Source organism: Pseudoruminococcus sp. (assembly GCF_047012705.1).
In the GTDB taxonomy this organism is placed as follows: domain Bacteria; phylum Bacillota; class Clostridia; order Oscillospirales; family Acutalibacteraceae; genus Pseudoruminococcus.
Window position 1 is genome coordinate 135,060 of record NZ_JBKXNW010000001.1, and the last position, 12,941, is coordinate 148,000.

Below are 12,941 nucleotides of genomic sequence, written 5' to 3' on the forward strand. Positions count from 1 at the left end.
CGATTAAAAAACGGAAACAGTCTATTAAGAGCTGTTTCCGTTTTTGCTTAATTACCTTACTCTTTAAGTCTTAAAAAACTAACAAGATTTTCGCAGCTTTATAATATTACTTGAAGTATTTTACGCCGCTCTCGAAAATCTTCTGGTCTTTCTCGAATGGTACATTCTTATAAAGGTTGTCGCCCTTTCTTTCGGAGTGTCCCATCTTACCAAGAACACGACCGTCTGGGCTTGTAATACCCTCAATAGCACAAACAGAGCCGTTCGGGTTGAACTCGATTGTGTCAGCCTGCTTGCCGTTAAGGTCAACATACTGCGTTGCAATCTGTCCGTTTGCAATAAGCTTCTGGAGCATTTCGTCAGAAACCACGAATCTGCCTTCACCATGAGAAATCGGCACTGAGAATACATCGCCTGCGTTTACAGATGAGAACCATGGTGACTTTGTGGAAGTAACACGAGTATATGCCATATGGGAAATATGACGACCGATTGTGTTAAATGTAAGTGTTGGGTCATCTGCTTTAAGTTCACGAATTTCGCCGTAAGGTACAAGTCCGAGCTTGATAAGTGCCTGGAAACCATTACAGATACCGAGCATAAGACCGTCACGCTGATTGAGAAGTCTTGCAACTGCCTCACTGACTCTTGGGTTTCTGAAAGTTGTTGCGATAAACTTACCTGAACCGTCCGGCTCGTCACCGCCTGAGAAACCACCTGGGAGCATAACCATCTGTGCATCATCAATGAGCTTAACCATCTCAGAAATTGTTTCCTCGATAGCTGCCGGAGTAAGGTTCTTTACAATGAGAAGCTTAGGTTCTGCACCAGCCTTTTCAAAGGCTCTTGCTGTATCAATTTCGCAGTTTGTTCCCGGGAATACAGGGATAAATACCTTTGGTTTTGCTGTCTTGATGACAGGTGATGAGGTATTGCGTTCTGTATAAAGTGGAATTTCCTGCTCATTTACCGGGCAATATGATTTGGTTGGGAATACGCCCTCAAGCTTGAAGTTCCATTCTTCGATAAGCTCATCAATAGTGAGAGTTTCACCGTTGACTGTGATTGTTTCTGCGTCAACTGTTGTACCTAAGTCGTAATAGAGAATATCGGAAATTTCTGCACCGTCTGCAAGCTCAATAACGAATGAACCTGAAAGTGGAGCGAAAAGTTCTTTTGCTGTAAGCTCATTCTTGAACTCAAAGCCTATCTTATTACCAAAGCTCATTCTTGCGACAGTTGCAGCTGCACCACCCTCACGGACAACAGATGCTGCAAGAATTTTGCCATCATTTGCAAGTGCATAGATTGCCTTATATGCTTTTTTGAGTTCTTCCCAAGCCGGAAGTCCGGTTGCCTTATCCTCTGGAAGTGGGATATAAACAACCTTAGAGCCTGACTTCTTGAATTCAGCGGAAATTGTCTTAGAGGCCTTTGTCATTGCTACGGCAAAACTTACGAGTGTAGGCGGTACATCTAAATCCTCGAATGAACCTGACATACTGTCCTTACCACCGATTGACGGAATACCCATATTTATCTGTGCTGTCAATGCACCGAGAAGAGCGGCCGTAGGCTTGCCCCAACGAGAAGGAACTTCGTGAAGTCTTTCAAAATATTCTTGGAAAGTAAGTCTTGAAGTGAGTGGGTCTGCACCGATTGCAGCTAATTTTGAGAGAGATTCTGCAACAGCATAAGCTGCGCCGTGGAATGGACTCCAACGAGAAATTCCCGGAATATAACCATAGCTCATTGCAGTTGCGTCATCAGTTTCGCCCTTGAGAAGTGGAAGCTTTGCAGCCATAGCATCTTCCGGTGTAAGCTGAGTTTTACCACCGAATGGCATCATAACTGTTGCTGCACCGATACTTGCATCAAAGCGTTCAACAAGTCCTCTCTGTGAACAGCACTCAAGACGAGAAAGGTTCTTCTTGAATGCAGTCTTGGTGTCAAGTCCTTCAAGAGCCTTTGGAACAGAAGTTCTATAACAATTATCAGCATCAGGAGCAGTAATATATGAAGTAGCTACCTGTGTGACACCGTTTGTATTAAGAAATTCACGGCTGAGACTTACGATAACATCGCCACGCCATTTCATTGTAAGTCTTGGATTCTTTGCAACTATTGCAACAGGATATGCTTCGAGGTTTTCCTCGCCTGCAAGAGCGATAAATGCGTCAACATCGCTCTTATCAAGTACAACAGCCATTCTCTCCTGAGATTCGGAGATTGCAAGCTCTGTGCCGTCAAGACCGTCATACTTCTTGCGAACCTTATCGAGGTCAATGTCAAGACCGTCTGCAAGCTCACCGATAGCAACACAAACGCCGCCTGCACCGAAGTCGTTGCAACGCTTAATCATCTTAGCAGCTTTTTCGTTTCTGAAAAGTCTTTGAATCTTGCGTTCTGTCGGAGGATTACCCTTCTGAACCTCAGCACCACAAGTTTCGATTGATTCGAGTGTATGTGCCTTAGAAGAACCTGTTGCACCGCCGCATCCGTCACGACCTGTTCTACCGCCGAGGAGAACTATAATATCGCCCTCGCTTGGAACGCCACGAACAACATTTTCTTTTGGTGACGCACCGATAACTGCACCTATTTCAAGTCTTTTTGCTGCATAACCCATATCGTAAAGCTCTGTAACCTGACCTGTTGCAAGTCCGATTTGGTTACCGTATGAGCTATAACCCTGTGCTGCGCCTGTTGTAATTTTTCTTGACGGAAGCTTACCCTTCATTGTCTTTTCAAAAGGAAGTGTCGGGTCACCTGAACCTGTAACACGCATAGCCTGATAAACATATGCTCTGCCTGAAAGTGGGTCTCTGATAGCACCACCAAGACAAGTAGCCGCACCACCGAAAGGCTCAATTTCTGTTGGGTGGTTATGTGTTTCATTCTTGAACTGAACGAGCCATTTTTCTGTCTTGCCATCAATAGTTACTGGAACTTCAATAGAGCAAGCGTTGATTTCGTCACTGACATCAAGGTCAGGAATAAGTCCACGCTTACGAAGAAGCTTCATACCAATGATAGCCATATCCATAAGGGATACATCTCTCTTTGTATCCTTGCCATAAATTTCATCACGAGCTGAATAGTATTCTTTAAGAGCATTCTCGATAGCCTCAGACAATGCACCTTTTTCAATCTCAATCTTCTCAAGTCTTGTGAGGAAGGTTGTATGACGGCAATGGTCTGACCAATATGTGTCGATAACACGAAGTTCTGTAACTGTTGGGTCACGATGTTCTTCATCTCTGAAATAATCACGACAGAACTTCAAGTCTGAAAGTGTCATAGCAAAGCCCATAGAGGAATAATACTTTTCCATTTCCTCATCATTCCAGACTGTGAAACCCTTTATAACTGCAACATTATCTGGAACATTTGCTTTCATATCAAGGCTTTCTGGCTTTTCAAAGGAAGCAAGTCTGGATTCAACTGGGTTGATAAGATAATCCTTAATCTTTTCAAAATCAGTGTCTGAAATATTGCCTGAAACTGCGATAACTTTAGCTGTAACTACCTGTGGTCTTTCGCCCTGTGTGAGAAGCTGAACACATTGTGCAGCTGAATCGGCTCTTTGGTCATACTGACCTGGAAGATATTCCATAGCAAATACCTTAAATTCATCACCGATAGAAATCTTTTCATCATAAACAGTATCAGCATTTGTTTCGCTAAGAATAGTATTCTTAGCTTTTTCAAAGCTTTCACCGTCAAGGCCTGAAATATCATAGCGGTTAATAATTCTTACTGCTTCTGCATTTTTAATACCGAGATTTTGCTTTAAATCTGCGAGCAGGTTTACCGCTTCGACATCGAAGCCCTTTCTTTTTTCAACAAAAATTCTTTTTACTTCTGACATTTCACTACCAATCCTTTCAGTATAATGAAATCTTGACATACTATGTTTATTTTATCACACATTGTCGAATAGGTAAAGCGGAAAATTAAACTTTATGCAAAAGTAAAAGCCCTTGCATCGAATTTTGATGCAAGGACTTAAATTTATTAGAAGGTATAGGGGAAATTGTATCAATATGGCTTAAATTTATCAGGGGAATTTTTAATAATCGTAAGTTTATTTAATATACCACGAACGAGATTTACCAAACAATTACTCAGCTTTGGAACGGCAACTCGACACAAAAAGCTTGAGCAAAACTTTTAATTTTCCCAAGGGGAAGATTTAATTATTTATTTGCAACTGCCTTAAATGCTTCTTCAAGGTCAAAGATAATATCATCAATATGCTCTGTACCGATTGACAGTCTGATTGTGTTTGGCTTAATGCCCTGCTCTGCAAGCTCTTCTTCGTTGAGCTGTGAATGTGTTGTTGTTGCTGGGTGGATTGCAAGAGATTTAACATCGGCAACATTTGCAAGAAGTGAGAATACCTTGAGATTATCAATGAACTTTTGTGCGTCCTCAGATGTACCCTTAATCTCAAATGTGAAGATAGAACCAGCACCCTTCGGGAAGTACTTATCGTAAAGGTCCTTATAACCGCTCTCTGGGAGTGACGGGTGATTAACTCTTTCAACCTGTGGGTGATTTTTGAGGAAATCTACAACCTTAAGCGCATTTTCAACATGACGCTCTACACGGAGTGAGAGTGTTTCAAGACCTTGAAGGAAGATAAATGCGTGGAAAGGAGAAATTGTTGCACCAGTATCACGAAGCAAGATTGCACGAATCTTTGTAACAAATGCTGCTGGTCCAGCTGCCTTTGTGAAACTTACACCGTGGTAGCTTGGGTTTGGCTCTACAAGTGATGGGAATTTTCCACTTGCTTCCCAATCGAACTTACCACTATCAACGATAACACCGCCGATTGCTGTACCATGACCACCGATGAACTTTGTTGCTGAATGAACAACAATATCTGCACCATGCTCGATAGGTCTTAAAAGATATGGTGTTGCGAATGTGCTATCGACAACAAGCGGAATCTTATGTGCGTGTGCGATTGCCGCAACCTTTTCTATGTCTATGATGTTAGAGTTCGGATTGCCGAGGGATTCAATATAGATAGCCTTTGTGTTATCCTGAATAGCATTTTCAAACGCACCCTCTTCGTCAGGGTCTACAAAAGTTGTCTTAATGCCATATGTTGGAAGTGTATGCTCAAGAAGATTGTAAGAACCGCCATAGATTGTTTTTGCGGCAACAATGTGATCGCCTGCACCTGCGAGGTTTTGGATTGTATATGTTACGGCTGCTGCACCGCTTGCTACTGCAAGAGCTGCTACGCCACCCTCAAGAGCTGCAATTCTCTGCTCAAAAACATCTTGTGTTGGGTTTGTAAGTCTGCCATAAATATTACCTGCGTCTTTAAGCGCAAATCTATCTGCGGCATGCTGTGAGTTATGGAAAACATATGAAGTTGAAGCATATATCGGAACTGCTCTTGCGTCTGTTACAGGGTCAGCTTGTTCTTGACCAACATGAAGTTGAAGTGTTTCAAATTTTAAATTTCTTTCTTTAAGTTCGCTCATTATTATTACCTCTTTCATTTATTCAGTATAATTCATTTATAATCAAAATTTATTGTGTTCAGATTTTACTATCAGCAACAGCACATTCGTTCTGTGCGTGATTTATAGGGTTTAAAATACTTACTGATTTTCATAATCAATCACCTTCCACAATTCATATCGGATTGCTATGTTTTGAATTATACACTAATCCCTTTCGCTTGTCAAGGCTTTTTCAAAAATATTTCCTATAAATTTTATAGGTTTTTAGGTTTACTTCGGATAAACCAATTTTTCAACTGTCCAATCCCTTAAAATAGGCAACATATCTTTGGCATACTTCTTTGCGGCAACTAAATCGTGGGCTACATAATTTCCACATTCTTTGCGTTCACTGCCAGGGATAGTTCCCTCAAAATCTGATATAAAACAAAAAGCATCATATACTATCTTAATAGCCTTTTCCGGAGATATGCTATCTCTTACAAGAAAATAAAATCCTGTACGGCAACCCATAGGACCTACATAAACAACACTATCTGAATATTCAGAATTTCTTGCAAAGGTTGCAAAAAGATGCTCAAAAGTATGCAAACCGCTATCCTCAAGGTATTCTCCTGCATTTGGTTTTTTCATTCTTACATCATAGGTTACAACATCGCCGTCAACACGAGATGTATACATACCGACATCAAGTAAATCGTGGTTAATAGTAAAGCTTGCAATAGTTTTCATTTATATATTCTCCTCTAAAAAATCTTCAAATAACTTTTATAAATAGTAGCATAGCTATAAGACAGTTTGTTTCTTAAAAGGAATTTTTAAATATGTAAATTTTTTGGAAGATGAATTTTAAAGTTTGAATTTAAAATATATTTTCTAAAAAATTAAAAAAGCGCTTGACAAATTTGAAACCATAGGTTATAATAATCAAGCATTAAAGAGATGCGGATGTAGCTCATCCGGTAGAGCGCCACCTTGCCAAGGTGGAGGTAGCGAGTTCGAGCCTCGTCATCCGCTCCAACGCTCCAAAAAGAAAGCATTCGCCTTGCGAGTGCTTTTTCTTTTTACCGTAAAAATACGACAAATTTCTTTAATAATCTTTAAAAATATTATTTGTGTGCAGTTATGTAAACCATTTTTAAGATTGGAGTGGATTTCTTGGATAAACAAAATCTTTTGGACGGTGTTAAAACTATACATTTTATAGGTATCGGCGGCTCAGGTATGTGTCCTCTTGCCGAAATACTTTTTAATGAAGGCTATAAAATTACGGGTTCCGATATGGCGGAATCTGATACTTTAGAGCGTATACGCTCTTACGGAATCCCTGTTACTATGGGACATTACCCTGAAAATGTTGAGGGTGCCGACCTTATCGTTTATACTGCTGCTGTTAAGCTCGATAATCCTGAGCTTGTCGCTGCAAAACATCTTGGAATTCCTGCTGTTGAACGCTGTATAATGCTTGGCGAGGTAACAAGAAAGTATAATCGTTCAATCGGCGTTTCCGGTACTCACGGAAAAACTACAACAACTTCTATGCTCACTCAGCTTTTAACTATGGCTGATTATGACCCTACCGCAATTATCGGTGGTAAACTTCCTTTCTTGGGCAGTAACAGCAGAATCGGCAAAAGTGATATTATTGTTTGCGAAGCTTGCGAGTATGTAGATACTTTCTTACATCTTAATCCTGCAATCTCTATTATCCTTAATATTGATGCAGACCACCTCGACTACTTCGGAACTCTTGACAGAATTATCGAATCTTTCCATAAATTTGCACAGCAGACAACTTCACTCCTTATCGTAAATGGCGATGATGCAAATACGCTCAAAGCTGTTGAAGGTGTTGAGTGTCGTGCAATAACCTTTGGTTTTGGTGAGAAAAACGATTATCGTGCAGTTATCACCAATGAAGGCGTTATGGACGAATTTGATATTATAAAGGGCAACATAAAGCTTACAACTGTTAAACTTAAAGTTCCCGGTAAGCATAATGTAATGAATGCTCTTGCGGCTGCGGTTGCCTGCTTTGAGCTTGGCGTTTCGGCTCGTGATATTGCAAATGGTCTTGGTGAATTTACAGGCGCTCACAGACGCTTTGAAATTCTCGGAACTGAGGGTGGAATTACTGTTGCTGATGACTTTGCACATCACCCAACAGAACTTCGCGCAACTCTCACTGCCGCTATGGAAATGGGCTACAAGAATGTTTGGGCTGTATTCCAGCCACATACTTACTCAAGAACCGCTATGCTTCTTGATGATTTTGCAGACGCTCTTTCAATCCCTGACCATACGGTACTATCTGAAATTCTTGCCGTTCGTGAAACAAATACATATAATATTTACTCCAAAGACTTGGCGGAGAAAATCAAGGGTTGCGTATGGTTTGAAACCTTTGAGGAAATCACAGATTTTGTTGTGAACAGCGTTAAGCCCGGAGATTTGATTATCACTCTCGGCGGCGGTAATGTATATATGTGTGCAAATATGATTTACGACAGACTCAAGCAGAAATATGCTGAATAATTGGGTGAATTTATGGCTATTGAAATTATAATCAAAAATAAATCCGCTAAAAAAGAATTGCCATCTATTGATATACTTACGGGCGGCAAGTTCAAATATGGCTCCTTCGATGGTGTTCGCCTTAATATGGAACAAAAAGGTCCTGATGGCAGTATAAGTATGTTTAATCCCGAAAGAATCGGCAGAGGTATGAGCGTAGGTTTTGGCGATAATGAAATAAGCTTATTTTTGCCGCTTCCTACATCTGCTGAAGAAATTTCTGATTTCTATGCTACAGCCACTCGTGTAGCTGATTTTTGGGATAAAAAAGTTGAGGCGAGTCAGGGTGGAGAAGTATTCGACCCATATAATTCAAATAAACTTGCAGAGAATGCAAAAGCAAGCTCTATTGAATCAATTAAAGAAATAACAAGCGAAAAATTTAAAAATCCGATTTTATTCTGTGCAAGATGGGCATTATACCTTGGTGAGGGCGATATAAAATTTCTCAAAGAGGGCAGTCCATTAGAAACATTTGGCGAATATATGCACAGAATGCAAAATATTGACGCATATTATGCTCGTCCTAACATTATGACAACAAACCGCCATGATTGTATTTTTGGAATGTATGTTTTTACAGAAGGCGTTGTAAGCATCGTTCCTGCTATACCAAGATGCCCATTTGGCTTTAAGAACGCTAAAACTGGCAGACCTATTGAGATTGAAGATTGGTATATCTGCCTTTACTCACACGATGAGGAAACTGTTCTCGGACATCTTATTTATGACGATTTTCTCAAAGCATTGAAAAAAGAGGATTATCTGCATTATGACGCACAGAATATCCTGTTAAAAGGTCTGACAAGAGAAAGAATCGACTTTATGCTAAAAAAATTCGGCACACTTCCGCCAAACTAAATATATTAAATAAAGCCCGAACACAAATTTGTGTTCGGGCTTTTTGTTTAAGATTTGATTTTAATAATTTATTTCCATTGTTTCTTTAAATCTTTTGCCTTGCCACCATTATATTTAATTAGCTGTCGCCATCCCATTTCTGCAGCCATTTTATATAAGAATCTTGGAAAAGCAACTGATACATAATTGTTTTCCTGTGTTTCATGTCGAATAATTTTGTCTGTTATTAATTCTAGTGCTTTATGAATCGGTGCTTTGGGGCCTTGTCCATACTTTGTTTTTGGCATCATACTAAGGCATCCGCCTCCACCAATACCAATACCGCCACCCCAAGTGAATCCAGCTTTTATACACCAGTTCTGCAAAATCTTCAATGCAAATTCAGCTTGAATTCCTTCATAAAATCCACAATTCACTATACCATAAATATGTATATTATGGTTTTGTAAACGAGCCTTTTCTAACTGAACAAGGCAAGACAATAAATGGGACGGAATACCATCTACATAAAGTGGATATGCAAATACCCATGCTTCGGCACTATTTAAAATTTTCAACTGTTCTTCTGATACAACAGATTTATGAAAATCTATATCTAAAATCTCTGCCTTTTCGGAAATGTAGTATTTCAAATCCTCTAAAATAACACCGCTGGCACTATTATTAACCTTTGGGCTTCCGTTAATCAATGCAATTTTCATAAAGTAATGTCCTCCAATTCTTTTACCGTTTTATAAAATTGGACATTCTTTACTAATCCGCAGTAGTTATCCGCATTTGCTTCTATGATATTTCGTGCAGTTTCTTTTTCAGTTTCTGTAATATTATCTCCATAAAAATATGCAGAAATTGAGATTACATTTTCATATCTGCGTTTATGATGCATTTCACCTTTACGAATTACAAAATCAGGATGAATATAAGAAAGTGCTCTATCCTGCACTGCTTTAACAAAAGGGCTAACGCTGCCATAACAACATTCACTAATGAGAATCATCTCTGTACATTTGCTCATATCAATGCCTGTTTCTTCATAACCATCATGAATAACACATTTCCCAGGAGTTTTAACCCAGCAACCAAAGCATCCGATACAATTACGAATATCACCTTGAGGGCTAATAATTTTATGTTCTTCTTGTATAGGAATGTTGAAATCTTTTATATCTGTAATAATCAATTTCATCAATATTCTCTTTTCACAATTTGATTATAATAGTGTTCAATCTGTATTTTAAAATAGCTTATTCATTACAAGACCTGTAATGAGCTTTGGATAAAAATATGTAGACTTTTGCGGCATCTTTCCGCCTGCGGCGGCTACATCTCTGATTTCAGTAACTCTTGTAGGATTTAAAATAAATGCACAATTAGCTTTGCCTTCTCTAACACTTTCTATCGCCTCATTGAAATCTTTTGTGTATGTAAGGTTGACTTGATTAGCCATATTTTCCTTATCTATGCCAAAAAGTTTTTCGAGTATGAGGGAATGAAGTACAGTAACATCAAGTTCTCTAACAGGCTTTAACATATCCGGCAAAAGCTTTTCCAAAACATCGGAATTCTTGAAAGTAAGCAAGGTATAGCCATTGCCGCCACTATAAAAGCCGTAAGCCTTCTTGCCCATATCATATAAAGTGCGAAGGTCTTTTTCCATAGTTTCATATGACGGTTTCTTCTCTACATCAAAGTATTCCTCGCAAAGCTTTTCTGCCTTTTCAGCATCAAAGCTTTCCAAATCACGCACTATTCTATGCGTTGGGAATACGACCAATCCCTCGTGTTCCATATCAACAAGCATCATCATTACATAATCCTCGCCGCCATCACCGATTTTATTCTCACGGCAATAGTTTCTATAATTGAGGGCGGTTTCATAGCGATGATGACCGTCTGCAATATAGAGTTTTTTATCATCAAACTCCTTGCAGATAGCAGAAATTTCTGCTTCATCTGTTACAATCCAAAGGCGATGAGTAACGCCGTCATTGTCTGTCAATTCAATTTCAGGTTTACCTGCGGAAAGTTTGTCAAGTGCGTTTCTTATGGTATGTTTTTCGTCCATATAAAGAGAATATATCTGGCTGAAATTGCAGTTTGTAGCTTTCATAAGCTCGAAGCGGTCTTTCTTTGCCTTTGAAAGAGTTTCTTCGTGTGGAAGAACTATTCCCTTAGAAAATTCTTCAAGCTTAACACGAGTTATACAGCCCTTGAATTTATTTTTTACACCATAAGCTGTAAATTCTTCTTCGTAGATATAAATGCTATCTTTCTCATCCTGTTTCAGAACGCCTGTATCAAGCCACTTTTTAAGTGTTGCTTTTGCGTCCTCATAAGGATTTTCACCTCTTGGAAGCTCAAGTCTGATGATGTTGTTTTCATTCTCACTGAGATATGCCTGACGCTGTTCCTCGCTTATTATATCATAAGGCGGGCATACAAGCTCATCAATTTTTCCGGCAACAGCTGTATCAAATCTCAATGCACGAAATGCTCTAATTTCTGCCATTTTAAAATTCTCCTTTCAATTATAAAATTTGATTATAGAACAATAATTAAACATTGAATCGGAAAAGAACTATATCTCCATCTTTCATAACATAGTCCTTACCCTCTGAACGAACAAGTCCCTTTTCCTTTGCGGCTGCCATAGAACCACAAGCCATCAAATCATCAAATGCAACTACCTCTGCACGAATAAAACCACGCTCAAAGTCAGTATGAATCTTACCTGCTGCCTGTGGTGCTTTTGTACCCTTTGTAATTGTCCATGCTCTTACTTCCGGTTTGCCTGCTGTGAGATAAGAAATAAGTCCAAGTAAGCTATAACACTCTGTAATAAGACGATCAAGACCTGAACTTTCAAGTCCCATTTCAGCAAGGAACATTGCCTTTTCTTCGTAGTCCATATCTGAAATTTCAGCTTCACTCTCTGCACAAATCGGCAGAACGGCTGCGTGTTCACTTGCAGCAACTTCCTTAACACTATTTACATATTTATTATTTTCTATACCTTTTGCGAAATCATCTTCGCTGACATTTGCTGCATAAATAATAGGCTTATTTGTAAGCAATGCAACGCTCTTAAGCAGCTCTGCTTCATCTTCTGTACACTCAACAGAACGAGCGGATTTACCTGCATCGAGTGCTTCCTTTACACGCTTGAAGAAATCAAGCTCTGTCTGATATTTCTTATCACCCTTGAGGAGCTTTTGAGTTTTATCAATTCTTCTATCAAGCATTTCTATATCAGAAAGAATAAGCTCAACATTGATAGTATCTATATCACGCTTAGGGTCAACTGAACCGTCAACATGAATAATATCGTCATTATCGAAACAACGTACAACATGAACGATAGCGTCACATTCTCTTATATTTGAGAGGAATTTATTTCCAAGGCCTTCGCCCTTAGAAGCACCCTTTACAAGTCCTGCAATATCAACAAACTCGATAGTTGCCGGCGTAAACTTTTCCGGATGATACATTTCTGCAAGCTTATCAAGTCTTGAATCCGGAACTGCAACAACACCAACATTTGGCTCTATTGTGCAGAATGGGTAGTTAGCAGACTGAGCGCCTGCATTTGTAATAGCGTTAAAGAGCGTACTTTTTCCGACATTTGGTAAACCAACAATTCCTAATTTCATATTTCAAGTTCCTTTCATTATAAAACGAGCAAAAAACTTTGCATAATAAAATTAATATACCATATTTAGAAGAATTTCTCAACACTCACAGATAAATTTATAAAATCATGAGAATTTAAAATCTTCCAATTATTTATGGGTAAAAATATGTTTCATAGTCATAATAAGTAAAATCACGCCTATTAAAAATACTTTCCTCAACTTCATCTATATTTTTATTCGAATCATAAGGTTTTGTATCTAACTGCCATTCAAGATTTTTGGGTATTCTTATGGTAAAACTTCCGTACTTTTCATCTGTGTACAATATAATTCCCCTATCAACACCCATAAGAAAAATTTTTCGTTTTATATATAATCTGAATATAAA

10 protein-coding genes and 1 tRNA gene are annotated in these 12,941 nt (G+C 38.9%); 3 read left to right on the top strand and 8 right to left on the bottom strand.

Features of this window, described 5'->3' with window-relative positions; all coding sequences use genetic code 11:
* Positions 1–106: 106 nt before the first annotated feature.
* From ACLU24_RS00635 to ACLU24_RS00645, 3 genes are all read right to left on the bottom strand, one after another.
* Positions 107–3,871 carry a phosphoribosylformylglycinamidine synthase gene (locus tag ACLU24_RS00635; protein ID WP_412609412.1) on the bottom strand — a complete coding sequence of 1,255 codons (3,765 nt, stop codon included), beginning with the start codon at positions 3,869–3,871 and terminating at the stop codon, positions 107–109.
* A 328-nt stretch (positions 3,872–4,199) separates the two neighbouring features.
* The gene (locus ACLU24_RS00640) at positions 4,200–5,504 is read right to left on the bottom strand and encodes an O-acetylhomoserine aminocarboxypropyltransferase/cysteine synthase family protein (RefSeq protein WP_182428587.1); all 1,305 of its coding nucleotides are present in this window, start codon (positions 5,502–5,504) and stop codon (positions 4,200–4,202) included.
* 252 nt (positions 5,505–5,756) lie between these two features.
* A complete protein-coding gene (locus ACLU24_RS00645) occupies positions 5,757–6,218 on the bottom strand; it encodes an S-ribosylhomocysteine lyase (protein ID WP_412609416.1) in 462 nt (153 codons plus the stop codon).
* A gap of 212 nt (positions 6,219–6,430) precedes the next feature.
* On the opposite strand from ACLU24_RS00645, the gene ACLU24_RS00650 reads away from it, so the two are divergent.
* From ACLU24_RS00650 to ACLU24_RS00660, 3 genes are all read left to right on the top strand, one after another.
* A tRNA-Gly gene (locus ACLU24_RS00650) sits at positions 6,431–6,506 on the top strand.
* Positions 6,507–6,644: 138 nt separating this feature from the next.
* Positions 6,645–8,021: a UDP-N-acetylmuramate--L-alanine ligase gene (gene murC, locus ACLU24_RS00655; protein WP_412609419.1), complete on the top strand. Its 1,377-nt coding sequence runs from the start codon at positions 6,645–6,647 to the stop codon at positions 8,019–8,021.
* Positions 8,022–8,033: 12 nt separating this feature from the next.
* On the top strand, positions 8,034–8,921 hold the full coding sequence (locus ACLU24_RS00660; protein ID WP_412609422.1) for a DUF4299 family protein: 888 nt from the start codon (positions 8,034–8,036) through the stop codon (positions 8,919–8,921).
* Between the two features lie 68 nt (positions 8,922–8,989).
* On the opposite strand, the gene ACLU24_RS00665 is transcribed toward ACLU24_RS00660, so the two are convergent.
* From ACLU24_RS00665 to ACLU24_RS00685, 5 genes are all read right to left on the bottom strand, one after another.
* The gene (locus ACLU24_RS00665; RefSeq protein ID WP_412609425.1) at positions 8,990–9,622 is read right to left on the bottom strand and encodes a hypothetical protein; all 633 of its coding nucleotides are present in this window, start codon (positions 9,620–9,622) and stop codon (positions 8,990–8,992) included.
* Positions 9,619–10,107 carry a flavodoxin family protein gene (locus ACLU24_RS00670; RefSeq protein WP_412609428.1) on the bottom strand — a complete coding sequence of 163 codons (489 nt, stop codon included), beginning with the start codon at positions 10,105–10,107 and terminating at the stop codon, positions 9,619–9,621. Before ACLU24_RS00670 ends, ACLU24_RS00665 begins: the two co-directional genes overlap by 4 nt.
* Positions 10,108–10,155: 48 nt before the next feature.
* Positions 10,156–11,430: a DUF1015 domain-containing protein gene (locus ACLU24_RS00675; protein ID WP_412609431.1), complete on the bottom strand. Its 1,275-nt coding sequence runs from the start codon at positions 11,428–11,430 to the stop codon at positions 10,156–10,158.
* A gap of 46 nt (positions 11,431–11,476) precedes the next feature.
* Complete coding sequence (gene ychF / locus ACLU24_RS00680) at positions 11,477–12,571, bottom strand: redox-regulated ATPase YchF (protein WP_412609434.1); 1,095 nt, start codon at positions 12,569–12,571, stop codon at positions 11,477–11,479.
* Positions 12,572–12,704: 133 nt separating this feature from the next.
* Positions 12,705–12,878 (bottom strand): hypothetical protein, encoded by a 174-nt coding sequence (locus ACLU24_RS00685; RefSeq protein ID WP_412609437.1) that lies wholly within the window; start codon positions 12,876–12,878, stop codon positions 12,705–12,707.
* Positions 12,879–12,941: the final 63 nt, after the last annotated feature.

Excerpts from the sequence above, each read along its gene's own strand:
- ACLU24_RS00635 (WP_412609412.1), bottom strand. The coding sequence starts at position 3,871 with ATGTCAGAAGTAAAAAGAATTTTTGTTGAAAAAAGAAAGGGCTTCGAT.
- ACLU24_RS00670 (WP_412609428.1), bottom strand. The coding sequence starts at position 10,107 with ATGAAATTGATTATTACAGATATAAAAGATTTCAACATTCCTATACAA.
- ACLU24_RS00640 (WP_182428587.1), bottom strand. The coding sequence starts at position 5,504 with ATGAGCGAACTTAAAGAAAGAAATTTAAAATTTGAAACACTTCAACTT.
- ychF (WP_412609434.1), bottom strand. The coding sequence starts at position 12,571 with ATGAAATTAGGAATTGTTGGTTTACCAAATGTCGGAAAAAGTACGCTC.
- ACLU24_RS00665 (WP_412609425.1), bottom strand. The coding sequence starts at position 9,622 with ATGAAAATTGCATTGATTAACGGAAGCCCAAAGGTTAATAATAGTGCC.
- ACLU24_RS00675 (WP_412609431.1), bottom strand. The coding sequence starts at position 11,430 with ATGGCAGAAATTAGAGCATTTCGTGCATTGAGATTTGATACAGCTGTT.
- ACLU24_RS00645 (WP_412609416.1), bottom strand. The coding sequence starts at position 6,218 with ATGAAAACTATTGCAAGCTTTACTATTAACCACGATTTACTTGATGTC.
- ACLU24_RS00660 (WP_412609422.1), top strand. The coding sequence starts at position 8,034 with ATGGCTATTGAAATTATAATCAAAAATAAATCCGCTAAAAAAGAATTG.